The 20,085-nt window shown below is 72.5% G+C and carries 21 protein-coding genes and 1 pseudogene; 11 read left to right on the forward strand and 11 right to left on the reverse strand.

Going from position 1 to position 20,085, the window contains the following annotated elements; translation table 11 throughout:
- The first annotated feature begins 199 nt into the window (after positions 1-199).
- The 4 genes from ACWEF6_RS00405 (at position 200) to ACWEF6_RS00420 (ending at position 6,381) form a co-directional block, all read left to right on the forward strand.
- A complete protein-coding gene (locus ACWEF6_RS00405) occupies positions 200-1,540 on the forward strand; it encodes a PepSY-associated TM helix domain-containing protein (protein WP_449680879.1) in 1,341 nt (446 codons plus the stop codon).
- On the forward strand, positions 1,537-2,151 hold the full coding sequence (locus ACWEF6_RS00410) for a DUF5134 domain-containing protein (protein ID WP_449680880.1): 615 nt from the start codon (positions 1,537-1,539) through the stop codon (positions 2,149-2,151). Before ACWEF6_RS00405 ends, ACWEF6_RS00410 begins: the two co-directional genes overlap by 4 nt.
- Before the next feature lie 70 nt (positions 2,152-2,221).
- Entirely contained in the window at positions 2,222-4,141 is a 1,920-nt protein-coding gene (locus ACWEF6_RS00415) for a cytochrome c oxidase assembly protein (RefSeq protein ID WP_449680881.1), read from the forward strand.
- Between the two features lie 11 nt (positions 4,142-4,152).
- Positions 4,153-6,381 carry a heavy metal translocating P-type ATPase gene (locus ACWEF6_RS00420; protein ID WP_449680882.1) on the forward strand — a complete coding sequence of 743 codons (2,229 nt, stop codon included), beginning with the start codon at positions 4,153-4,155 and terminating at the stop codon, positions 6,379-6,381.
- Position 6,382: 1 nt separating this feature from the next.
- Here the strand turns inward: ACWEF6_RS00420 and ACWEF6_RS00425 are convergent, their stop codons facing one another.
- Positions 6,383-6,952, reverse strand: coding sequence for a sigma-70 family RNA polymerase sigma factor (locus tag ACWEF6_RS00425; protein ID WP_449680883.1), 570 nt, complete (start codon positions 6,950-6,952; stop codon positions 6,383-6,385).
- 135 nt (positions 6,953-7,087) lie between these two features.
- Between ACWEF6_RS00425 and ACWEF6_RS00430 the strand changes: the two genes are divergently transcribed.
- The 3 genes from ACWEF6_RS00430 to ACWEF6_RS00440 all read left to right on the forward strand — a co-directional run bounded on the left by ACWEF6_RS00430 (position 7,088) and on the right by ACWEF6_RS00440 (position 9,759).
- Entirely contained in the window at positions 7,088-7,294 is a 207-nt protein-coding gene (locus tag ACWEF6_RS00430) for a heavy-metal-associated domain-containing protein (protein WP_449680884.1), read from the forward strand.
- A gap of 15 nt (positions 7,295-7,309) precedes the next feature.
- Positions 7,310-7,453 carry a hypothetical protein gene (locus ACWEF6_RS00435; protein WP_449680885.1) on the forward strand — a complete coding sequence of 48 codons (144 nt, stop codon included), beginning with the start codon at positions 7,310-7,312 and terminating at the stop codon, positions 7,451-7,453.
- 86 nt (positions 7,454-7,539) lie between these two features.
- Positions 7,540-9,759, forward strand: a complete 2,220-nt coding sequence (locus ACWEF6_RS00440) for a heavy metal translocating P-type ATPase (protein ID WP_449681028.1) — start codon at positions 7,540-7,542, stop codon at positions 9,757-9,759.
- 12 nt (positions 9,760-9,771) lie between these two features.
- On the opposite strand, the gene ACWEF6_RS00445 is transcribed toward ACWEF6_RS00440, so the two are convergent.
- The 6 genes and pseudogenes from ACWEF6_RS00445 to ACWEF6_RS00470 all read right to left on the reverse strand — a co-directional run bounded on the left by ACWEF6_RS00445 (position 9,772) and on the right by ACWEF6_RS00470 (position 14,360).
- A complete protein-coding gene (locus tag ACWEF6_RS00445) occupies positions 9,772-10,677 on the reverse strand; it encodes an acetamidase/formamidase family protein (protein WP_449680886.1) in 906 nt (301 codons plus the stop codon).
- Positions 10,678-10,703: 26 nt separating this feature from the next.
- On the reverse strand, positions 10,704-11,018 hold the full coding sequence (locus ACWEF6_RS00450; RefSeq protein ID WP_449680887.1) for an NIPSNAP family protein: 315 nt from the start codon (positions 11,016-11,018) through the stop codon (positions 10,704-10,706).
- 22 nt (positions 11,019-11,040) lie between these two features.
- Positions 11,041-11,175, reverse strand: coding sequence for a hypothetical protein (locus ACWEF6_RS00455; RefSeq protein ID WP_449680888.1), 135 nt, complete (start codon positions 11,173-11,175; stop codon positions 11,041-11,043).
- 79 nt (positions 11,176-11,254) lie between these two features.
- Positions 11,255-11,518 (reverse strand): annotated as a pseudogene (locus ACWEF6_RS00460) (nuclear transport factor 2 family protein); the annotation flags it as partial.
- Positions 11,515-13,254, reverse strand: coding sequence for a CocE/NonD family hydrolase (locus ACWEF6_RS00465; protein ID WP_449680889.1), 1,740 nt, complete (start codon positions 13,252-13,254; stop codon positions 11,515-11,517). The gene ACWEF6_RS00465 and the pseudogene ACWEF6_RS00460, both read right to left, overlap by 4 nt.
- The gene (locus ACWEF6_RS00470; RefSeq protein WP_449680890.1) at positions 13,251-14,360 is read right to left on the reverse strand and encodes an FAD-dependent monooxygenase; all 1,110 of its coding nucleotides are present in this window, start codon (positions 14,358-14,360) and stop codon (positions 13,251-13,253) included. The genes ACWEF6_RS00465 and ACWEF6_RS00470 overlap by 4 nt, the downstream gene beginning before the upstream one ends.
- 101 nt (positions 14,361-14,461) lie before the next feature.
- Between ACWEF6_RS00470 and ACWEF6_RS00475 the strand changes: the two genes are divergently transcribed.
- The gene (locus ACWEF6_RS00475) at positions 14,462-15,364 is read left to right on the forward strand and encodes a LysR family transcriptional regulator (RefSeq protein WP_449680891.1); all 903 of its coding nucleotides are present in this window, start codon (positions 14,462-14,464) and stop codon (positions 15,362-15,364) included.
- Positions 15,365-15,488: 124 nt separating this feature from the next.
- Here the strand turns inward: ACWEF6_RS00475 and ACWEF6_RS00480 are convergent, their stop codons facing one another.
- Genes ACWEF6_RS00480 through ACWEF6_RS00490 form a run of 3 tightly spaced genes read right to left on the reverse strand, consistent with a single transcriptional unit; the run spans position 15,489 to position 17,398 of the window.
- Positions 15,489-16,022 (reverse strand): pyridoxamine 5'-phosphate oxidase family protein, encoded by a 534-nt coding sequence (locus ACWEF6_RS00480; RefSeq protein WP_449680892.1) that lies wholly within the window; start codon positions 16,020-16,022, stop codon positions 15,489-15,491.
- 2 nt (positions 16,023-16,024) lie between these two features.
- Positions 16,025-16,525 carry a winged helix-turn-helix transcriptional regulator gene (locus ACWEF6_RS00485; RefSeq protein WP_449680893.1) on the reverse strand — a complete coding sequence of 167 codons (501 nt, stop codon included), beginning with the start codon at positions 16,523-16,525 and terminating at the stop codon, positions 16,025-16,027.
- A gap of 39 nt (positions 16,526-16,564) precedes the next feature.
- Positions 16,565-17,398, reverse strand: coding sequence for an alpha/beta fold hydrolase (locus tag ACWEF6_RS00490; protein WP_449680894.1), 834 nt, complete (start codon positions 17,396-17,398; stop codon positions 16,565-16,567).
- Positions 17,399-17,497: 99 nt separating this feature from the next.
- On the opposite strand from ACWEF6_RS00490, the gene ACWEF6_RS00495 reads away from it, so the two are divergent.
- On the forward strand, positions 17,498-17,884 hold the full coding sequence (locus ACWEF6_RS00495) for a winged helix-turn-helix transcriptional regulator (protein WP_449680895.1): 387 nt from the start codon (positions 17,498-17,500) through the stop codon (positions 17,882-17,884).
- On the opposite strand, the gene ACWEF6_RS00500 is transcribed toward ACWEF6_RS00495, so the two are convergent.
- On the reverse strand, positions 17,881-18,498 hold the full coding sequence (locus tag ACWEF6_RS00500; RefSeq protein WP_449680896.1) for a TetR family transcriptional regulator: 618 nt from the start codon (positions 18,496-18,498) through the stop codon (positions 17,881-17,883). The genes ACWEF6_RS00495 and ACWEF6_RS00500 overlap by 4 nt on opposite strands.
- A 101-nt stretch (positions 18,499-18,599) precedes the next feature.
- Here ACWEF6_RS00500 and ACWEF6_RS00505 point away from each other — a divergent pair, with 101 nt between their 5' ends.
- Complete coding sequence (locus ACWEF6_RS00505; protein WP_449680897.1) at positions 18,600-18,905, forward strand: muconolactone Delta-isomerase family protein; 306 nt, start codon at positions 18,600-18,602, stop codon at positions 18,903-18,905.
- An 801-nt stretch (positions 18,906-19,706) separates the two neighbouring features.
- The gene (locus ACWEF6_RS00510; protein ID WP_449680898.1) at positions 19,707-20,084 is read left to right on the forward strand and encodes a CU044_2847 family protein; all 378 of its coding nucleotides are present in this window, start codon (positions 19,707-19,709) and stop codon (positions 20,082-20,084) included.
- Position 20,085 lies beyond the last annotated feature (1 nt).

A 20,085-nucleotide genomic window follows, 5' to 3' on the forward strand; every position in this document is an offset into this window, starting at 1 on the left:
GCGGAGCGGCCCCGGCCGCGTGATCCCCGCGCACCAGTGGTCGGCTGCCCGCCGGGCGAAGTTCCCGACAAGAAATCGCCGCCGGGCTGGCCCGTGGCTCCCCAGAGCTGGGGGCGGTGAGCCGGGTCACCCGGTTGCCGGGAACCAGCGGCGCTCCCGGGCCGACTCTTTCACCAGGGCGGTGGCTGAAGGGAGCTCGATGTCGATCGACCAGAACGCGGAACAGCTCACGCCGGAGCGGGAAAGCCCGGCCGAACCTCGGCTCGGCTGGGCCGGGATCCGGCCGCTGCTGCTGCGCCTGCACTTCTACGCGGGCGTCTTCGTCGGGCCGTTCCTGCTCATCGCCGCGATCACCGGGCTCGCCTACGTCTGGGCGCCCCAGGCGGAACAAGCCGTCTACGACCACGAACTGCACGTCCCGGCCGCGGCCACCACGATTCCGCTGGACCAGCAGGCCGCGACGGCGAAAGCCCTCGTGCCCGACGGCACCCTCACCGGCGTCCGTCCCGGCCCCACCCCGACCGACACGACCCAGGTGATCTTCGACCGCCCCGGCCTCGAACCCAGCTTCCACTGGACGGTCTTCGTCGACCCGCACACCGGGGACGTCCGCGGCCAGCTGGAAACCTACGGCTCCGGCCAGGCGATGCCGGTGCGCGCCTGGATCGACGTCCTGCACCGCAGCCTCCACCTCGGCGATTTCGGGCGGCTGTACAGCGAACTCGCGGCCAGCTGGCTCTGGGTGGTCGTGCTGGCCGGGCTCGCGCTCTGGTTCGGGCGGGTCCGCCGCAAGCGGGCCGCCGCCGCCAGCCGGCGCGCCAAATTGCTGACCTGGCACGGCCGGACCGGTTTGGTCCTGGCGATCGGGCTGCTGTTCCTCTCGGCCACCGGCCTGACGTGGTCGGAGTACGCCGGGAACAGCATCAGCGAGTTGCGTACGCAGCTGGACTGGACCACTCCGTCGGTGTCCGCGACCGTGCCCGCGTCGAGCGGCCGGGACATCGGTTTCGACGGCGCTCGCGAAGCGACGGTGCAGGCCGGGCTGACCGGGCCGGTCGAAGTGCGGCCGCCGGCCGGGCCCGGCAAGGGTTACGTCGTGGCGCAGACGGGCCGCAGCTGGCCGACGCGGGCCGATTCGATGGCTGTCGACCCGGCGACCGGGACCGTCACCGACACGCTGCGGTTCGCCGACTACAACCTCGCGGCGAAACTGAGCAAATGGGGGATCGACGCCCACATGGGCTTCCTCTTCGGCATCTGGAACCAGATCGTGCTGACGCTGCTGGCGGTCGCGCTGATCGCGGTGATCGGCTGGGGCTACCGGATGTGGTGGCTGCGCCGGCCGACGCGCGGGGAAGCCCGCGCCGGACGGCCACCGGCCCGGGCCACGTGGCGGAAGATCCCGGGGCGGGCGCTGGCCCCGGCGCTGGTCGTGGTCGCCGTCGTCGGCTACTACCTGCCGCTGTTCGGCCTGTCGCTGCTGGGTTTCCTCATCGTGGACGGCCTGCTCGAGGCCCGGCGGCGGAAGGTGGCGGCATGATCACCGCGGAAGGCCTGCGCTGGATCGTGACGGCCCTGTTCGCGCTGACCGGGGCGTTCTGCGCCTACCGGTGCCTGCAGGACCGGACCGCGGGGGAGCGCGCCGGCGACGTGCTGCACGTCGTGATGTGCGTGGCGATGGTCGCGATGGCGTGGCCGGCGACGATGAGCTTCGCCCGCTGGCCGCAGACGGTGTTCTTCGCCCTCGCGGCGCTGTGGTTCGCCGTCACCGTGGTCACCGGGGCGGCACACGGGGACCACGGCGGCCGCCGGGCGGCGCTCTACCACGTCGTGATGATGGCGGCGATGGCGTGGATGGTGTTCGTGATGCCGCGGGCGATGGCCGGGATGGCCGGGCCCGGCGGGACGATGGAGATGCCGGGCCACGCCGGGATGGCGATGGCCGTGTCCGGCGCCGCCGGGAGCACGCCCGCGGACGTCACGACCGTCGCGCTGGTGCTCGTGGTCGTGTTCGCCGTGGCCGGGCTGGTGTTCCTGGCCCGGGCGATCGACGAGGCGCGGGTGTCCCGGCCGCCGCTGCGCAGCCTCGGCAGCGGCGCGAACGGTGTGATGGCGCTGGGCATGGCGCTGATGCTGCTGACCATGGCCTGATCGTCCTCAGTGGACTGTGGGCTGGCTCACCCGCGGGAACCGCGGCCGGGTCCGGTCCGACGGCTGAGGGGTGACGACGTCCCGGTTCCGCGCCGCGGTCGTGACGGCGGTGGTGGCCGGGCTCGCCCTGGTGCTGCTCGTCGTCGCCACCGCGGGCGATGTTTACGCGCCCTTGGGCAACGCCGATCCGGGGCCGCTGACCACCTACGGGTTCGCGGTCGTCCGGTTCGCCGCCGACGCGGCCGCGGCCGGCTGCTTCGGCGGCCTGGTGTTCGCCGCGTTCGTGGCGCCGGGCCGCCGGGGCGGCTCGTTGTCGGCGGACGCCTTCGGGGCGAGCCGGTTCGCCGCGGGCTGTGCGGCCTGCTGGCTGGCCGCCGCGGTGGTCGCGGTGCCGTTCTCGACGGCGGTCGCCGCGGGCCTGCCGGTGTCCCGCGTCCTGCGGCCCGAGGTGTTCCTGCCGACCTTCAGCGCCACCGAAGAACCGAAGGCCTGGCTGTGCGTCGTGGCCGCGGCGGCGGTGGCGACGGCGCTGGCGTGGCCGGCGATGGCCTGGCGCACGGTCGTCGCCGCGGCAGCGGTCGCCGGAGTGGGGTTGCTGCCCCTGGTGGCCGTGGGACACGTCTCCGTCGGCGCCGGGCACGACATCGCGACCAACGCGATGGTCTGGCACGTGCTCGCCGCGAGCGCGTGGCTCGGTGCGTCGGTGGCCCTGCTGGCCCGGCTTCGCCGCGGACCCGCGGATCTCGTCCTGCGGCGCTACCACCGCCTGTCGCTGACCTGCTTCGTGGTGACGGCCGTGTCGGGCGTGGTTTCCGGCTTCGCGCTCGCCCGCCCCGACGGGCTGGTGAGCCGCTACGGGCTCGTCCTCGCGGTCGAGACCGTCCTGCTGCTCGCCGCCGGGTTCGGCATCGCCGCGTGGCGCCGGCGCCGGACTGGTTTCCGGCCGGCCGTGGCGGAACTGCTCCTGCTGGCCCTGGGCACCGGCGGCTCGGCGGCGCTGACCCTGCTCGTGCCGCCGTCGTTCGTGAACCACCCGGCGACCGTGCAGGAAACCGTCCTCGGCTACGACCTCGACGCGCCCCAGACCCTGGCCCGGCTGCTCGGGGACTGGCGGCCGGACCTCCTGTTCGCCCCGCTCGCCGTCATCGCGGTGACGGCGTACCTGCTCGGCGCCCGGCGGCTGCGGCGCCGCGGTGACCACTGGCCGCCCGGCCGCGTGGCGGCCTGGCTCGCCGGGTGGGCGATCGTCGTGGCCGGCACGTCGTCCGGCCTCGGGGTCTACGCGCCGGGGACGTTCAGCCTGCACATGGTGACGCACATGGCGCTGAACATGTTCGCACCGGTGCTGCTGGTGCTCGGCGGGCCGGTCACGCTCGCCCTGCGCGCCCTGCGCGCCCTTCCGGCCCGCGGCGACGTCCCCGGTGCCCGCGAGTGGGTGGTCGCGCTGCTGCACGCCCCGGTCACGCGCTTCTTCGCACACCCGGCGGTCGCGGCGATCCTGTTCACCGGATCGTTCTACGCGCTGTACTTCTCGGACCTGTTCGGCCAGGCGATGCTCTACCACTGGGCGCACCAGCTGATGAAGCTGCACTTCCTGGGGACGGGCTACTTGTTCGCGTGGGTCGCGGTCGGCGCCGACCGGACGCCGCGGCCGCTGCCGCACCTGGCCCGGCTCGGGATGCTCTTCGCGGTGATGCCGTTCCACGCCTTCTTCGGCGTGCTCCTGATGAGCAAGCAGACCCTGATCGCCGCCACCTACTACCACTACCTCGCCCTGCCGTGGGCCGGCGACCTCCTGGCCGATCAGCGGCTCGGCGGCGGGATCGCCTGGGCGAGCGGGGAAATCCCGATGGTGGTGCTGGTCGTCGCGCTGCTCGTGCAGTGGGCGCGCGACGACGAACGCAAGGCCCGCCGCGCCGACCGTCACGGCGAGGGCGACTTCGACGCCTACAACGCGATGCTCGCCGAGCTCGCGGCCCGCAGAAACTGAGGAGAACCCGCATGTCCACCACCACCCCGGTCGCCGGGGAGGCCCGGACGGTCGAGCTGGCCGTGACCGGAATGACCTGTGCCGCCTGCTCGGCGCGGGTCGAACGCACCCTGAACAAAGTCGACGGCGTCCGGGCGTCGGTCAACTACGCGACCGAGCGCGCCACCGTGCAGGCCCCCGCCGCCGTCGGCGACGACCTGCTGGTCGAGCGCATCCGCAAGGCGGGTTACGGCGCGCGCGTCCGTGGCGAGGACGACGAGGACCTCACCCTGACCCGGGTGCGTGACCTGCGTCGGCGGCTGTTCGTCGCGGCGTTGCTGGCCGTGCCCCTGGGCAACCTGTCGATCACCCTGGCGCTGGTGCCGTCGCTGCGGTTCCCCGGCTGGCCGTGGCTGTGCCTCGCGCTCGCGGTGCCGGTGGTGTTCTGGGCGGCGCTGCCGTTCCACCGGGCGGCGCTGCGGAACCTGCGGCACCGGTCGTCCAATATGGACACCCTGGTGTCGCTCGGGGTGCTGGCGTCCTTCGGCTGGTCGGCCTGGGCGACGGTGTTCGGCGACCACGAACCGGGGTACTGGGTCGGGTTCGGCCCGACCGCGGCCGGCGCGGACGCGATCTACCTCGACGTCGCCGCGGGCGTGACGACGTTCCTGCTGGCCGGGCGCTACTTCGAGAGCCGGTCCCGGCGCACCGCCGCCGGGCTGCTGGCCGCGCTCGACGCCCTCGCCGCCAAGGAGGTGCGCGTCCTGCGCGACGGCGTCGAGGCGCTGGTCCCGGTGGGGGAGCTGGCCGTCGGCGACCGGTTCGTGGTGAAGCCGGGGGAGGCGTTCGCCGCCGACGGCATCGTCGAAAGTGGACGATCCACTGTGGACGTCAGCGCGGTCACGGGGGAGCCGGTGCCCGCGGAGGTGGCCCCGGGTGACCGCGTGATCGGCGCGTCGGTGAACCGCGAAGGACGGCTGGTGGTCCGCGCGACGGCCGTGGGCACCCACACCCAGCTCGCGCAGATGACCGCGCTCGCCGAGCACGCCCAAGCGCGCAAGGCGTCCGTGCAGCGGCTGGTCGACCGGATCTGCGCGGTGTTCGTCCCCGTCGTCCTCGTCCTGGCGGCTTCGACCCTCGGCGCGTGGCTGCTCACCGGGCACCCGGGCCGGGCCGCCTTCACCGCGGCGGTGTCGGTGCTGATCATCGCCTGCCCGTGCGCACTGGGCCTGGCGACGCCGACGGCGTTGCTGGCCGGAGTCGGCCGCGGCGCGCAGCTGGGCATCCTGATCAAGGGCCCGGACGCCCTCGAAGCGAGCCGGAAGGTCGACACCGTCGTGCTGGACAAGACCGGCACGGTGACCACCGGCCGGATGACCGTCACCGCGTGCCGCCCGGCGCCCGGCCGCACCCGAGGCGACCTGCTGTGGTTCGCCGGCGCGGTCGAGTCGGGTTCCGAGCACGCGATCGCGGCCGCCATCGTCGGCGCCGCCCGAGCCGAACTCCCGTCGCTTCCCGGAATTTCCGAGTTCACCGCTCTTCCCGGTCTGGGCGCCGAGGCCACTGTGGACGGTCACGTCGTCCTCGTCGGCAGCCCGCGGCTGTTCGGCGAACGAGGCATCCCCTCGGAGTTCGGGACGCCCGCCGGGGTGGCCGTGCCGGTGCTGGTCGCGGTCGACGGCGAACCCCTCGGGCTGATCGAGGTCCGCGACGTCGTCAAGCCGTCCGCCGCGGCCGCGGTCGCCGCGTTGCGCGCCCAGGGCCTGCGGACGGTGCTGCTCACCGGCGACCACGAGGTCGCGGCGCAGGCGGTGGCGGCCGAGATCGGCGTCGACGAGGTCCGCGCCGGGGTCCTGCCCGCGGACAAGGCCCGCGCGATCGAGGAGCTACGGGCCACCGGCGCCCGGGTCGCGATGGTGGGCGACGGCATCAACGACGCCCCGGCCCTGGCCACCGCCGACCTCGGGATGGCGATGGCCCGCGGCAGCGACATCGCGTTGCGCTCGGCCGACCTGGTGCTGGTGCGCGAGGACCTGCGGGTGGTGCCGGACGCGATCCGGCTCGCCGACCGGACGTTGCGGATCATCCGCGGCAACCTGGCCTGGGCGTTCGGCTACAACGTGGCCGCACTGCCGCTGGCGGCCCTCGGCCTGCTCAACCCCCTCATCGCCGGCGCGGCCATGTCGCTGTCCTCGGTGCTGGTGGTGTCCAACAGCCTGCGGCTGCGTTCGTTCGGCGGTTCCGGGGAGCGGGAGGGGTGACTCACCCGGCGGCGGTCCGCCGCACGGTCGTGTCGCGCATCGCCGCCGCGAGGTCGTCGCGGGCCCGGGCGACCCGGGAGCGGACCGTGCCGACCGGGCAGCCGATGATCTCGGCGGCGTCCGCATAGGACAGTCCCAGGGTCTGGGTGAGCACGAACGCGTCCCGCCGGTCGGGTTCGAGGGCGGCGACGAGGTGGTCGAGCAGGACGCGTTCTTCGAACGCGGTGCGTTCGGTGGTCCGGCCCGCGTCGACCCGCCAGTCGGCCAGGGTCGCCGGGCGGGGGCGGGCCTGGGCGGCGCGGATGTGGTCGGCCACGACGCGGCGGGCGATGCTCAGCAGCCACGTCCGCGCCGAGGATTCCGCGCGGAAGCGGCCGAGGCTGCCCAGCGCGCGCAGGTAGGTTTCCTGGGTCAGGTCGTCGGCGGACTGGGGGTCGCTCAGGCCGGCGACGAACCGCCAGACGTGCGGCTGGGTCGCCCGCAGGAACCGCTCGAGCGCAACCCGATCGCCGCGGCCGGCGAGCCGGGCCCAGTGGGTGATGTCGGCGTCATCCGATGACTGTGGCCTCACACCGGCTACTACGCGGCTCGAGCCGGGATGGTTCAAAAAGAAATCACGGGAACCATTCCGCCGTCCGGGCCGACCTCTGCTGCAACGAGGCCACTGCCTCGTCAGGAGACGGCCACGGGCCCGGAAGGTGTGACGATGACCCAGAGCACATACGTGGTGACGGGAATGACGTGCGGACACTGCGTCGCGTCGGTCAAGGAGGAGGTCGGCGACCTGCCGGGGGTCCGTGACGTCGAGGTCGACCTGAGCTCGGGCCGCGTCCTGGTGACCAGCGAGGGCGTGCTGGCGCTGGGGCAGGTCGAGGGCGCCGTCCAGGTCGCGGGCTACCAGCTCGTCCGATGAACGAGAGAGGCCGTCATGCCGACTTCGGCCAAGGTGAGCGGGTTCGTGCTGGTGCTGGGACTGGTGTTCGGCCTGGCGTGGCTGCTGGGCAGCCTCGTCGGCCCGAGCCCGTCACCCGCCCCATCCACGCCCTCCATGCACCTGCCCGGCACCCCGTAGCGTCCGCCTCGCCTGCTGTGCGCCCCGCTCCGGCCCCGCCGGTGCCGGTCGTGCCGGGCACGGAGATCGAACTCGTCATCGGCGGCATGACCTGCGGGTCGTGCGCGGCGCGGATCGAGCGCAAGCTCAATCGGCTGGACGGTGTCGAGGCGTCGGTCAACTACGCCACCGAAAAAGCGCTGGTCTCGGTGCCGGCGGCGCTGACCGTCGACGACATCGTCCGCGCGATCGAGGCCGCCGGGTACACCGCGCGGCCGCCCGCCCCGCCGGAACCGGAGGCCGCCGAGCCCGCTGCGGCGGCACCGGATCTGCTGCGGCAGCGGCTGCTCGGCTCGGCCGTCCTGAGCGTGCCGGTGATCGTCCTCGCGATGGTGCCCGCGCTGCAGTTCCCCGCGTGGCAATGGGTGTCGCTGGTGCTGGCCACTCCGGTCGTCGTCTGGGGTGCGTGGCCGCTGCACCGCGCGGCGTGGACCAACCTGCGCCACGCCACCGCGACCATGGACACGCTGGTGTCGATGGGGGTCGCCGCGGCCTTCCTCTGGTCGCTCTACGCGCTGTTCTTCGGCGGCGCGGGCGTGATCGGGATGCGGCACGAGTTCGCACTGACCCTGGCCGCCGACCACAACCTCGACGGCATCTACTTCGAGGTCGCCACCGGCGTCACCCTGTTCATCCTCGCGGGCCGGTTCTTCGAGTCCCGGTCCCGGCGCCGGGCCGGCGCGGCCCTGCGCGCGCTGCTGGACCTCGGCGCGAAGTCGGTGTCGGTGCTGCGAGACGGCCGTGAAGAGCGGATTCCGATCGAGCAGCTGCGGGTCGGCGAGCGGTTCGTGGTCCGGCCCGGCGAAAAGATCGCCACCGACGGCGTCGTCGAGGAAGGCGACTCCGCCGTCGACCTGAGCTTGGTGACCGGGGAGGCCGTCCCGGTCGAGGTGTCCGCCGGCACCCCCGTCGTCGGCGCCACGGTCAGCATGAGCGGCCGCCTGGTCGTGCGGGCGACGCGCGTCGGTGCGGACACCCGGCTGGCCCGGATCGCGGCGATGGTCGAACGCGCCCAGAGCGGCAAGGCCGACGTGCAGCGGCTGGCCGACCGCGTGTCCGCCGTGTTCGTCCCCGTGGTCATGGCGCTTTCCCTGGCCACCCTGGGGTTCTGGCTCGGGACGGGCGCGGACACCGCGGTGGCGTTCACCGCCGCGGTCGCGGTGCTGATCATCGCCTGCCCGTGTGCGCTCGGCCTGGCGACGCCGACGGCGCTGCTGGTCGGCACCGGCCGCGGCGCCCAGCTCGGCGTCCTGGTCAAAGGGCCGGAGATGCTGGAGTCGACCCGCCGCGTCGACACCGTCGTGCTCGACAAGACCGGCACCGTGACCACGGGCAAGATGAGCCTGGTCGCCGTCCGCACGGTCGACGGCGTCCCCTCGGACCTGGCGTTGCAGCTGGCCGGAGCGCTCGAAAACGCCTCCGAGCACCCGATCGCCGACGCCGTGGTGTCCGCCGCGCTCCGCCGGTTCGGTTCGGTGGGGGAGGTGCGGGAGTTCCGCAACGTCGCCGGGTACGGGGTGCTGGGCCGGGTCGACGGGCACCGCGTCGTCGTCGGCCGGCCCGAGCTGATGCACCGCCTTTCGGTGCGGCTGCCGAAGTCGCTGCTGGCGGTGAAGCAGAAGGCCGAGCAGGCCGGGCACACCGCGGTGATCCTGGCGTGGGACGGTTTCGCGCACGCCGTGCTCGTGGTGGCCGACACGGTGAAACCGACGTCGTCGGCGGCGATCTTCCAGCTGCGGCGGCTCGGGCTGACGCCGATCCTGCTCACCGGCGACAACGAGGCCGTGGCGCAGGCGATCGCCCGCGAGGCGGGGATCACCGAGGTCATCGCGGACGTCTCCCCGGAGCAGAAGGTCGACGTGATCACCGACCTCAAGGGGCGGGGCCACGTGGTGGCGATGATCGGCGACGGCGTCAACGACGCGGCCGCGCTCGCCTCGGCCGACCTCGGGCTGGCGATGGGCACCGGAACCGACGCCGCGATCGAAGCCGGTGACCTCACGCTCGTCCGCGGTGACCTGATGGCCGCGGTCGACGCGATCCGGCTGTCGCGCCGGACGTTGGGGACGATCAAGGCGAACCTGTTCTGGGCGCTGGCCTACAACGTCGCCGCGTTGCCGCTGGCGGCGGCGGGCCTGCTGAACCCGATGATCGCGGGCGCGGCGATGGCGTTGTCGAGCTGCCTGGTCGTCTCGAACAGCCTGCGCCTGACCCGGTTCCAGCCGGCGGGCGACCGGCCGGGGCTGCCGGTCGCGCGCGGACTGTGAACCGGATGCCCCTCAGCGGATCGCGTCGTGCGGGAGGACGGCGTGCACGCCCCACGTCTCGTTGGCGACCTGGGTGATCCGCAGGTCGACGACCGGTGAGGCCAGCGCGAGCGCGGTGGCCCGGTCGAGGTCGTGAAGCTGCTGCAGCCAGGTCACCATGGTGGCCAGCGCGTCGGCCATCGCCTCGTCGAGGCCGGCCCCGAAGCCGAAGGTGACCCGGCCCTCGGGGGTTTCGGCGTGGATGCCCGGGACCGCCGCGTCCGCCGCCAGCGTGAGGGTCACCTCGGTGGTCATCGGGCACTCGATCGCCGTTCCCCCGACTTCGCCGTGGCCCTGGGCCGCGTGCCCGTCGCCCAGGTGCAGCAGCGCGCCGGACACGGTCAGCGGCAGGTACAACGTCGACCCGGCGACGAGGTCCCGGCAGTCCAGGTTGCCGCCGCCGAGCGCCCGCGGCGGGATGGTCGAGTGCGGTCCCGGCTCGGCCGGGGGCACGCCGACGACACCGAGGAAGGGCGCGATGCCGACGGTGTGGCCGAGGTTGCTGGTCGCGGTGTCGCCGTCGATGTCCCACGTCAGCGCCGTCGCCGGGCCGTCGGCGACGCCGAGCCTGCGGTTGAGCGCGGTGTCCTTCACCCCGGCGGTGGTCCAGCCCCAGTCGCCGGGCGTGATCGACCTGAAGTGCACACCCAGGACCATGCCCGGCTCGGCGCCGCGCACCGCGATCGGCCCGGTCAGGCAGTGCCCGCGCCGCTGCGGGTACCTCGCCGGGCCATCGACCCGCCGGTCCAGGTAGCCGGCGGCGTCGAGCGATTCGACCAGGACGGAGTCGCCCGGATCGACGGTCAGCACGGGCGGGGTGGCCCGGTCGAGGACGTCCACTGTGGTCTCCCGCGTCGCGGGAAGCCGGTACTCGGCCACGGTTTTTCCTTTCCGGATAAGGATGTTCAGCGGAGCAGGGACCCGGCGGTCGGTACCAGGCGCACCGTGGACGCGGGCTCCCCGGTCAGCGCGGCGACGGTCTCGGCCAGGGCCGCGCACCGGGGATCCCGGTGGACGGCGTCCAGGATACGTTCGCGGTCGGCGTCGCCGGCGAAGCGCCGGATCCAGACGACGGCGTCCTCGTCGCCGGCCACGGTGAACGAGCCCACCACCTCCATCCCCCGTTCCCGGTGGAGGGGGATGACGGTCTCGTCCAGGTAGCGGGCGAGTTCGCGGCCGCGGCCGGGGCGGGCGTGCTCGGTGCGGATCTCGTAGAACATCGGCGGTCCTCCTCGGGGGCGATCAAGAGCGGCGGGCGGCGGCGAGGGCGTAGACGTCGGGGGAGCCGTCCCAGGGCGCGGTGCGCAGGACGGTCCAGTGGCAGATGAGCCACCGCCCGCCGAGCTTGCGCAGCTCCAGCTCCCAGCGGCCGCGCATCGTGCAGTGGTCGACGACGCCCGGGCTCGGCGGGGACGTGGTGGTAGGCGACCACGTGCGCGCGGCACGTCGCGTCGTCGCCGGACGAGTCCACGACGAGGTCGGTGGCGGTGTGGTGGGTGCTGTCGAAACCCTCCAGGGTCGCGCGGGCCAGTTCGGCCAGGGCATCGGCGGTCACGGTCGTCGGCGGGCGGCCGTGGTAGTGCGTCGACAGGTCCAGCGTCACCTCGTCGGCGAACAGCCGCCGGAAGGTGGCCCAGTCGCGGTCGTCCTGGGCGTGGGCGAGATTGGCGACGACGTCGGCGATGGCCGCGCGGTCGAGGAGTTCCTGCAGGGCGTTCATGGGCGTTCGACCACCGGCAGGACCAGCCGGCTGGGGTGCGCGGGGCCGTGGTGGACGTGGTTGACGGCGACCACCACGTCGTCGGCGCCGTCGGTGGCGATCGCCGCGCCGGTGTTGGTGTTGCGGTCGTAGCGGGGGAAGTTGCTGCCGGCCACCTCGAGCCGGATGCGGTGCCCCGGCCGGAAGACGTTCGCCGTGACGCCCAGGTCGAGAGTCAGTTCGGCGTCCGTGCCCGGCGCGAGGAGCACCGGTTCGGTGAGGGACTCGCGGTAGCGGACGCGCTGGATGCCTTCGCACAGCAGGATCGCCCGGCCGTCGGGGTGCACGTCGACGAGCTTGCCGGTGAAGTCGGTGTCCGGTGTGGACGATCGGATGTGCAGCACCAGGGTGACGTGCCCGACGACCTCGACCGGGCGCTCGATCACCGGGGTGGTGAAGCACAGGACGTCCTCGCGCGCTTCGACCGCGGCCTGATCGGCCGGTCCGGGGTAGGCCCCCGGCGCGGCGGCGAGCACGGTGCCGCCCAGGCTGGGCACCGGATCGCGCGGGTCGTAGCGAAACGTGTCGGTGGCGTTCCCGGCCGGGGCGTCGGACGTCAGGACACCGTCGCCGCCGGCGGTGTTGGCGCGTCCGCCGCCGTCGAGGAAGAAGTCGGTGTAGCGGGTGTCCGGCAGCGGCCAGTCCGGCTCGTCGCGCCATTCGTCGGTTCCCATGACGAAGATCCGGACCCGGTGGGGGTCGCCGGGCAGCTCGCGGCCGCGGACCCAGCGGTCGAAGAACCGCAGGTGCGCTTCGGTGACGCCGGCGGTCTTGATGCTGCCGGCGAGCCCGAACGACCGGTCGGGGTAGGTGCCGAGGTCGGTGCCGTCGGGGTGGGACCAGGGGCCGATGATCAGCCGCTGGCCGTCGCGGGCGGCGGCGCTGCCGGCGCGGCGGCGCAGCATCCGGTACGACCGCACGGTTTCATGGATGAACACGTCGTACCACCCTCCGATGTGGAGCGCCGGGACGGTGATCCGCTCGCCGTGGTCGGTCGCCGCGATCTCCTGCCAGAAGGCGTCCCGTTCCGGGTGGGCGAGCACGTCGCCGAGCCAGGGCAGCGATCGGGCCACCGCGGCGCGGTCGGCGATCGGCAACGGCTCGTGCAGCGACCGCGGCTCGGCCAGGCCGGACAGCAGTGTCCCGGCGTCACCGCGCCCTTCGTCGCGTCCCCGCTGCAGGGTGCGCAGGGCCGAGAGGGTGGCCCAGGTCAGGACCGCGTCCTGGGACAGCGCGCCGCCGGGGGAGCGCCACGGCGCCGCGTACGGATCGGCGGAGGTCATCACCGGCGCGATCGCCCGCAGCGCCGGAACGTTCCGCGCGGCGGCCTGCCACTGGCTGAACCCCAGGTACGACCCGCCCCACATGCCGATCGCACCGTCACACCACGGCTGCGCGGCCAGCCAGGCGAGGGTGTCGACGCTGTCCGGGCCCTCGTGGGCGTGCGGCACGAACGTCCCGGGGGAGCGGGACGTGCCCCGGACGTCCTGCGCCACCACGGCGTACCCCGCTTCGACGAGGGCGAACACGTCGGGGAGCTTCGGATTGCCGTACAGTCCGGCGTCATCCTTGCCGTAGGGCGTGCGGACCAGCAGCGCCGGGAACCGCCCGGGCCCGTCCGGGAGCCACACGTTGGTGGCGAGCGTGACGCCGTCGCGCATCGGCACCGGCACGTCCACCTCCACCGTGAACCTCATGCCGGCACCGGGTTCCCGGCGGACGAGGTGAGCATCCAGTGGCTGAACGCGGCGTAGTGCCGCGCGAACCCTTGCGGCGTGGGGGCGTGCTCCACGGCCGCCGAGAGTTCCGCGGCACGGGCGTACCGGGGGATCCGGTCCGCTTCGTAGGCGCCCAGCGCCGCGGGCACGTCGCCGCCCGGGGCGAGCAGGCGGCCGAGCAGCGCGGCGTCCTCGATGCCCAGCGTCGCCCCGGCGGTGATGTGCGGCGACATCGCGTGCGCCGCGTCCCCGGCGAGCACGACACGCCCGGACGCCCAGTGCGGCAACGGCGGCACGATCATGATCCGGTTGTGCAGGATCGATTCTTCGGGCGTGGCGCGGATGAGCTGGGCGAGGATCCCGCCGTGCTCGCCGTCGTCCAGGTGCGCGGCCCGGGCCAGGGCCTGCTCCTTGCGGGTGCCGGTCGGTTCCGGCGTGTCGAACTGGTTCACCAGCCAGTAGACGCCGCCGTCGTGGGTGCGCACCCACCCGCCGCGGCAGCGTTCGCCGCCGAGGATCACCCGGTTCCCGGTCAGGCCGAGACCCGGATCCGGGAGCACGGCGCGCCACGCGTGGTGCCCGGGGTGTTCCTCCGCCGGCGTCCCCGGCACCAGCTGCGCGCGCACCGCCGAGTACGCGCCGTCCGCCCCGACGAGCACGTCGGCGGTGTCCTCGCTGCCGTCGGTCAGCCGGACGGTGACGTGGCCGGCGTGCTCTTCGTATGCGGCGAACCCGGTGGCGAGGCGGATGCGGTCCCGGCCGACGGCGTCGGCGAGCAGGTCGGTGAGCTCCGCCCGGTGCACCAGCAGGAAGCGGTGGTCCTCGACGCCGAACTCGGGCGTCTCGAGCAGCCGCCCGGCCGTGTCGTGGAAGTACATCTCCCCGGGTTTGCCGATGGCCCGCACCTGGTCGCCGACGCCGAGTTCGTCGAACACCGCCAGCGCGTTGGCCCACAATCCCAGTCCAGCCCCGGCCGCGCGGACCTCCGGCGCGTGCTCGTGGACCACCACGTCGATTCCCTTGCGGCGCAAGGCGAGACCGCTCGTCAGTCCCACGATCCCGCCGCCGATCACCACAGCTCGCATCGCTGTCCTCCTTCGTCTTCCGAATTCGACGGTAAGGACGGCCGCCGGTTAACTCCAGTGCAACGTTGATACGTACTCATTCCACCTGTGATAATCGGCCGGTGGACTACGACCTCAACCTCATCGAGGCACTGGACGCACTGCTCACCGAAAGCAGCGTGACGAAGGCGGCGGAGCGCCTGCACACGTCGGCCCCGGCGATGAGCCGCACGCTCGCCCGGCTGCGGCGCGCGTTCGACGACCCGCTGCTCGTCCGGGCCGGCCGCGATCTCGTGCCGACCCCGCGCGCGCTCGAGCTGCGCGGGGAGGTGCACGCGGTCGCCGCCCGGGCCCGCGCACTGTTCGGCCCGTCGACCGCCGCCGATCCGCGGACCGCGGTGCGCACGTTCGACCTCCAGGTCACCGACATGCTGTCCACGACGTTCATCCCGTCCCTCATCGACGACCTGCGGGCCGAGGCACCGGGGATTTCCCTGCGGCTACGACCGGAACACCTCCAGGACACCCCGGCGCTGCGCGAAGGACTCGTGGACCTGGAGATCGGGACGCTGCGCCCGGGCGACCCCGAAATCCACTCGGAAACCCTCGTCACCGAAACGCTCGTCGGCGCGATCCGCCCCGAACACCCCCTGGGCAAGGTCAAGACGGTCACCCCGAAGAGGTTCGCCGCGGCCGACCACATCGTGGTCTCACGCCGGGGCCGCGCGCACGGCCCGATCGACGAGCGGCTGGCCGAGCTCGGACTGAGCCGCCGGGTGATCGCCGTCCTGCCGAGCTTCGCCGGCGCGCTGCACGTGGCGCGCGGCACCGACGTCGTCTGCGTGACCCCGGCCAAGCTGGGCCGCCCGATGCTGGAAACGCTGGGCCTGCGGACGTTCCCGATCCCGGTGGCGGTGCCGGAAGTGGTGCTCGGCATGGCCTGGCACCCCCGCAACCACCACGACCGGACACACGCACTGCTGCGCGACCGGGTCCGCCGGATCATGGCCGCCGCCGCGGGCTGATCCCTCCGGCCGGGGCCGGCCTCCCGCCACCGTCGGGATCGCTTCGGCGGCGGCGACCCACGGCGACTCGCGCTGTCCGCGCCCGACGACCAACACCGCCGATGCCGATCGGAAGCCTCGACCGTCAGCGCCGGTGGCTCGTGTGGGTGAACTCCACAGTGGACAGCATCGACGTCTCCGAGGGGTTCGTCCGCCGCCGGCCGAAGGCCAGGACCTTCGCCGGTTCGACGGCGAAGACCGCGACGTCGTCGTGGCCGCCCTGCCGGAAGCCGGTGTCGGTCGCCTCGTAGATCCAGCTGCCGTCCCACTTCCGCCGCCACGCCGCGGCGAGCCGGTCGAGCGTCGGGCGGTCGGTGACGCGGCGGGCCACGCCCTCGACGACCACGTCGAGAGCGTCGTCCCAGGCGTTGCGGCCCGTGGTCAGCACGACGTTCGGGTTCGCCGTGAGGTTGCGGTACTTCTGCTCGGTGGCGCCGGTGCTGAAGTGGACCGCCCCGTCCAGCCACACCGCGACCAGCGGTGTCACGTGCGGCCGGCCGTCGGCGCGGACGGTCGTGAGCCAGCTGATCTGGGCCTCTTCCAGCGCCCGCGTGGTTTCGGCCCAGCCGGTGGCCTCGGTGCCGGGATCGCTGAACCGTTCGTCGAGCCGGGTTTCCATCGTCACTCCGTTCGGTCGGCCGCGGAAGCCGCGTAGGCGGCATCGAGGCGCTCGGCGACGCTCGGGCCGTCCGGCGTCTCCCCGCGGCGGGTGCCGAGGTGAATCTCGCGCAGTTCGTCCATGAAGGCTTCCCACAGCGGAGGACCGCCGGCGATGAGCACTTCGGCGCGGGCCGCGTAGGCATCGGCCACGGGCAGGTGCCGGACCCCCCACGCGCTGAGCTGCACGAGCACCGGGACGAGGTCGATCGCGCGTTCGGTCAGGCTGTAGGTGACCTTCTGCTTGTGCGACGCGTCCCCGGCCCGCGTGAGCAGCCCGTTCTCGACGAGCACGGCCAGCCGGTCGGCCAGCACGTTCGACGAGATCCGTTCCTCACCGCCGAGCAGCTCGCGGAAGTGCCGCGCCCCGCCGAAAACGACGTCACGCAGGACGAGCAGCGTCCACCGGTCGCCGAAGATCTCCAGCGACAGGTTGATCGGACACCGCGACCGGGCTGCCTTCACCGCTCTCACCCCGAAACTGGTTGCGTTACGAGAGCAGTATTACCCGGACCGGCCGGTGTCGAAACACAGCCGCTCCACCAGGGCGTCGGGTCGGTCCAGCGGGATGATGTGGCCGCAGTCTTCGATGAGGTGCGCCGTGAGGTCGTCGGTCACCGGGCGCAGCTGGCGGGCGAGGGTGTCGCCGACCGGGTGGGCGCCGATCGCCACGGTGGGCACGGTGAGCCGGCCGGTTGCGGCGGCGTGCGCGATCTGTGCGGCGCTTTCGGGCATGGCCCGGTAGTGGCCGAAGGCGCTGCGCAGGGCATCGCGTCCGGTGTACGCCGCGGTGAAGTGGTCCCGGATCGCGGGTGGCACGCCGCGGCCGCGGGTGCCGGCGTCGAGGAACCAGCCGATGTAGCCGGCCTCGTGCCCGGCGAGGACGGTTTCGGCGAGGCCGGGGACGGCGTGGAACCCGAACCACCACGGCGGCCCGCCGGCGAGGAAGTCCTCGGCGCCGGGCAGGCGCCCGAGCAGCGACTCCATGAGGACGAGCCGGCGGACCCGCTCGGGGCGCCGCATGGCGAGCAGGAATGCGGGAGGGGCGCCCGCGTCGATACCCACGACGGTCGCCTCCGGCTCGCCCAAGGCGTCGAGGAGCGCTTCGGCATCGGCGGCGAGGGTGCCGGCGTCGTACCCGTCTTCGGTGCGGGTGGTCGCACCCAGCCCGCGCAGGTCCGGAGCGATGACCCGGTGGTGGCGGGCCAGGTGCGGGATGACCGCGGACCACAGCCGCCAGGTGTGCGGGAAGCCGTGCAGCAGCAGGAAAGCCGGTCCGTGCCCGGTGACGGCCACGGCGATGTCGATGCCGTTCGCCCTGACCCGCTGCTCGTGCACCGTTGCCTCCTCGGCGGTTACCATTGGTTACCAGATGAGGCTAGGTAACCGGCTCGGCCCGGCCAAGACGGCACTTTCCCGACAGGTGGTGAGCTCCAGGTGACCCCCTCGCCGAAGGGCGCGCACGGCGACCTCTTCGACCCCGCCTGCCCGACCCGGCAGCTGCTCGACCGCATCGGCACGAAGTGGACGTCGATGGCGGTCAAGGTGCTGGCCGAGGCCGGCCCGGGCGAGGTGCGGTTCGCCGAGCTGCAACGGCGGATGCCCGGCGTCTCGCAGAAGATGCTGTCGGTGACGCTGCAGAGCCTCACCCGCGACGGCCTGGTGGAGCGCCGCGTGGAGCCGACGGTTCCGCCGAAGGTGCACTACCGCCTCACCGACCTGGGCCACTCCCTCGAAGTGCCGCTGGCGGCCCTGCGTGCCTGGGCGGAGGAGCACATGCCGGCGATCGACCGGGCCAACGCCGCGGCGGCAGACGGCGTCTAGTGGACCTGCTTCGCCGGCGGAGTGATCGGCGCGCGTCTGCGTGGCGGCCGGCCCGCGGGCATGATGTCGGTGAGCAGAGACGTCACGGCGTCGGTGATCGTCTTCAGGTCGGTGTTGTCGCTGCTTTCCAGCCACTTGCGGTAGGCGGTACGGAAGATGTGGCTTCCCGTGCCGGCCGCCAGCTCCGCGGTGTCGGGATCGACGCCACGCTCGCGGAGTGCCCGGCGGAATCCTTCGGCCAGCTGGTGTTGCTTGATCAGATCGCGCTCCAGCAACCTCGGGTTCGCCGCGATCATCCGGCTTCGCCGGCGCAGGACGTCCCGTGAGCCGAGTTCCTCCCAGCCGAACCCGGCCAAGGTCCGGACCACGGCCAGCAGTGGCTGTTCGAGGTCGGGCGTCTGCCGGAGTTCCTGGATGAGTGCCGCGTAGAGCAGCTCCGCGTCGGCGAAGAGGATCTCTTCCTTGTCGGGGAAGTAGCGGAAGAACGTCCGCGTGGTGACGCGGGCGCGTTCGGCGATCTGGACCGCGGTGGTGGCCTCGAAGCCTTGTTCCTCGAACAGCTCCATGGCGGCCTGCTTCATCCGCTCCTCGCTGCCTGCTTCCCACCGGGGCATGGCGCCAGCGTACTGCAGGTGATGTCTTGTCGCGACATCAGTGCTACGGTGATGTCACGACGAGACATCAGGGTGCACGAAGCGCCCTCGGAAGGAGAACCATGCCCGCGAACCTCGCCACGGGACAGACGTTCATGGTGGTCGGAACCCTCCGGGACGACACCGACCTCGCGGAATTCGCCGCGCTGAGAGAGGTCGAGCACCAGCAGCTGGAAGTGTTGCGCTCACAGGGAAAGATCGGCGCCCACTACGTATCCCCGGCACGGCGGGCGACGTTCGTCGAGGTCGTCGCCGCCGACCAGGCGCAGGTGGCGGAGATCCTGGCGACATTGCCGTTCGCCCGGTTCTTCGACGCCGACGTCTTTCCGCTCGCACCCCAGGACGCCGCCGAAGGGACGCGATCGTGAAGGACTCCGCCCGGGCGTGCCGTCATGACCGGGAGGGATACCGCGCCGGCGTATTGGGTGTTCGGTGTCCTCTGAGTCGTTCGACGTGCTGGAAGGCTCTGCCCATCTTCACCACCCGCAGCGCCGCGCACGCGTTCAATGGCGGTTTAGATCAGGTCATCATGGGGTTGGGCACGCCCGCGGAGAGGCGTGAACTCCCGCCGCCCGACCTCGGCTTCAATCCACGCTCGACGGCCCAATTGATGGACAAACTACTGGTCGGCGAGCGCCGACACGGCCTGGGCCGGGAAGTGGCCCCACTGAGGCCGCCGTGTCGTGGTGCGGCGGGTACCGGTGCAGGCGAAGCCGCTCTCGATCAGAATGACCCGTGCTTGGCTCGTCTTTGCTGCGAGTGGCCCGCTTCATCAGTGTCGCGATTGCATTTGTGATGCGAATGGTATGACTCGGATCAGAATCACTGGCTTCGGACGCGTTGCGTACTCTGCGGTCCACTTCCGCGCGATGAAATGGGATCCTTGACGGCACGTGATTGATCGGTGCGCGTAGGGGTCACGCCGCAATCTGGCTGGTGCCCTACATCGTGATCAACGGGCACCAGCACTCTTCGTTGTCAACCTGTCACCTCGATTGCTGTAACAACTTCTTACCTTAAGCCGACTTGAAGGCTATCTCCGGAAGCCGGGAGGTGCCGGATGCGACGCACCGCGGAGCAGTCTCCGCCCTCGCAGCTTCCAGTGGCTGGCTACGTGCAGGAAAATCACCGTTGCGTGGCTGACTCGAAACCGAAACGAGGACATACCGATGGCCGACGACACTGAGGAAGTCAAAGTCGTCCTCACTCGGGACGCAGAGGGAATGTTGCTTCCGGAGCCGGTGGAGCTGTGGGTAGAGGCCCGCGCCGAAGCAAGCAGGCAACAGGTTGCCGGCTTCGAGTTCGGGAACCTGGACCGCGTTCTCGCGGCTGTGAAGACGGTGGCCGGCTCGGTCGCGCATGCCGTGCGCGCCGTACGGCCAGAGAAGTTCTCCGTGGAGATGGCCTTCACCGTCAAGGCAGAGGCAGGAGGGTTGGTGGCGCTACTCGTCAGGTCCGGTGGCGAGGCCACCCTCACGGTGACTTTGGAGTGGGAAGCGAACTCCGCTGGGGACAGTGCGGCTGGCGCCGCGCCGGCGGTGAACTGAG

Source organism: Amycolatopsis sp. NPDC004772, from assembly GCF_053601215.1.

What these genes read in the sequence shown, in the direction of transcription:
- ACWEF6_RS00405 (WP_449680879.1), top strand. Translation starts at nt 200, where the DNA reads ATGTCGATCGACCAGAACGCGGAACAGCTCACGCCGGAGCGGGAAAGC.
- ACWEF6_RS00410 (WP_449680880.1), top strand. Translation starts at nt 1,537, where the DNA reads ATGATCACCGCGGAAGGCCTGCGCTGGATCGTGACGGCCCTGTTCGCG.
- ACWEF6_RS00420 (WP_449680882.1), top strand. Translation starts at nt 4,153, where the DNA reads ATGTCCACCACCACCCCGGTCGCCGGGGAGGCCCGGACGGTCGAGCTG.
- ACWEF6_RS00430 (WP_449680884.1), top strand. Translation starts at nt 7,088, where the DNA reads ATGACCCAGAGCACATACGTGGTGACGGGAATGACGTGCGGACACTGC.
- ACWEF6_RS00435 (WP_449680885.1), top strand. Translation starts at nt 7,310, where the DNA reads ATGCCGACTTCGGCCAAGGTGAGCGGGTTCGTGCTGGTGCTGGGACTG.
- ACWEF6_RS00440 (WP_449681028.1), top strand. Translation starts at nt 7,540, where the DNA reads ATGACCTGCGGGTCGTGCGCGGCGCGGATCGAGCGCAAGCTCAATCGG.
- ACWEF6_RS00450 (WP_449680887.1), bottom strand. Translation starts at nt 11,018, where the DNA reads ATGTTCTACGAGATCCGCACCGAGCACGCCCGCCCCGGCCGCGGCCGC.
- ACWEF6_RS00455 (WP_449680888.1), bottom strand. Translation starts at nt 11,175, where the DNA reads ATGCGCGGCCGCTGGGAGCTGGAGCTGCGCAAGCTCGGCGGGCGGTGG.
- ACWEF6_RS00465 (WP_449680889.1), bottom strand. Translation starts at nt 13,254, where the DNA reads ATGAGGTTCACGGTGGAGGTGGACGTGCCGGTGCCGATGCGCGACGGC.
- ACWEF6_RS00470 (WP_449680890.1), bottom strand. Translation starts at nt 14,360, where the DNA reads ATGCGAGCTGTGGTGATCGGCGGCGGGATCGTGGGACTGACGAGCGGT.
- ACWEF6_RS00480 (WP_449680892.1), bottom strand. Translation starts at nt 16,022, where the DNA reads ATGGAAACCCGGCTCGACGAACGGTTCAGCGATCCCGGCACCGAGGCC.
- ACWEF6_RS00500 (WP_449680896.1), bottom strand. Translation starts at nt 18,498, where the DNA reads ATGCCCCGGTGGGAAGCAGGCAGCGAGGAGCGGATGAAGCAGGCCGCC.
- ACWEF6_RS00505 (WP_449680897.1), top strand. Translation starts at nt 18,600, where the DNA reads ATGCCCGCGAACCTCGCCACGGGACAGACGTTCATGGTGGTCGGAACC.
- ACWEF6_RS00510 (WP_449680898.1), top strand. Translation starts at nt 19,707, where the DNA reads ATGGCCGACGACACTGAGGAAGTCAAAGTCGTCCTCACTCGGGACGCA.